Annotated in this window: 1 protein-coding gene; it reads right to left on the bottom strand. The window is 49.3% G+C overall.

The genetic code is table 11. The features are described 5' to 3' along the window. Positions 1-1510: condensation domain-containing protein (locus tag ACWA2B_RS27810; RefSeq protein ID WP_449292871.1), on the bottom strand; the 1510-nt coding region annotated here is incomplete at both ends.

Here is a 1510-nt window from a genome sequence, read left to right on the forward strand (position 1 = left end):
CCATTTCTGCATCCAGCAGCAGTACCTTGCCCCTAAATTCCACTTTTCCAACCAAATGCTGCTGCGTTAACAGCAGTTCCGTACCTGAATCGTCCAGCATATAACGGATGCGGTTCTCCGGATAAGTCGGATCGATCGGAATGTAGGCGCCCCCTGCCTTCAAAATACCCATGATGCCGACAATCATGTCAATCGATCGCTCTGTCATCAGGCCGACTAGGCCGTCTGCCATCACACCGTTACTGCGTAAAGTACGCGCCAGACGGTTCGCTCGCTCATTTAATTCATGGTAGGTTACCTGCGCTCCTTCAAAATATACCGCTACCTGCTCCGGTGTCTGCTTGACCTGCTCCTCAAACAACCCGTGAATCGTCTGCTCACGTGGATATGCTGCTGTCGTGTCACACCAAGCACCCAGCATTTGCTCGCGTTCTTGCGCGGTTAATATATCCAGCTCGCAAATCCGGCCAGCTGGATTCACCTTGATTTGCTCCAGCAGTTGCAGTAGATGCCCCTGAATCTGTTCTACCCTTTCGTAATCATATACCTGGGCATTGTAACCAAAATGAACCCGTAGCGTCTCTCCCGGTAACACCACGATGTTAAAATCATAATTCGTCTGCTCAACTGCATCTACTCCGGTTATTTTAAAATCAGCTTCTTCCCTTTCACCTAATTGCTCAATTTGTTCATCCATCGGATAGTTCTCAAATACCATAATATGATTAATCAGTTCCACTTTTTGCTCAGCCTGTGCCTGAATCTCATAGAGTGGGAACGTTTCGTACGTTCCCGAAGCAAGCGCCTGTCGCTGAGTTTGCTTCATCAGCTCTGTAAATGCAGTTGCTTGTCCGCCTTGAATACGGACGGGGACCGTGTTAATGAATAGTCCAATCATCTGCTCTACTCCGGCAATGTCCGCTGGGCGTCCAGAAACCACGCTCCCGAAAACAACATCCTCTGTGCGATTATACTTTTGTAATAAAACACCCCAGGCCGTTTGCATCAGCGTATTTATCGTTACCTGTTCTTGCTTTGCTAGTTGCAGCAAGGCCCTTGTCAGGTCTATACCTAAATCAAATTCCAGATATTCGGCCTCATATCCCTGGGTCTTCCCTGTTTTGGCCTGCGGCAAGACTGCCGTTTCCTCATAGCCCCACAGGTAACCGCTCCAATACTCCGCTGCTTCCTGATGGTTCTGCCCCTCCAGCCATTCGATGTATCGGCTGTATGGTGTCACCACAGGCAATTGCGGTTGTTTCCCTTCTGCTAGGGCGGTATATCCTCCAAAGACTTCGTTGGTAACCAGCGACAAACACCAGCCATCCATGATGATGTGGTGGAAGCTCCATACAAAATGGTATGAATCATCTGATGTACGCAAGATAGATACACGCATCAGTGCATCCTTGGCCAGATCAAAGCCCCTCCGCTGATCTCCACGCGTGAACTCCTCGATATACTGCTCTTGCGCCGACTTCTCCTTCTCACGTATATCCTCTACGTACAG

This window comes from Paenibacillus sp. CMM36, assembly GCF_053570945.1.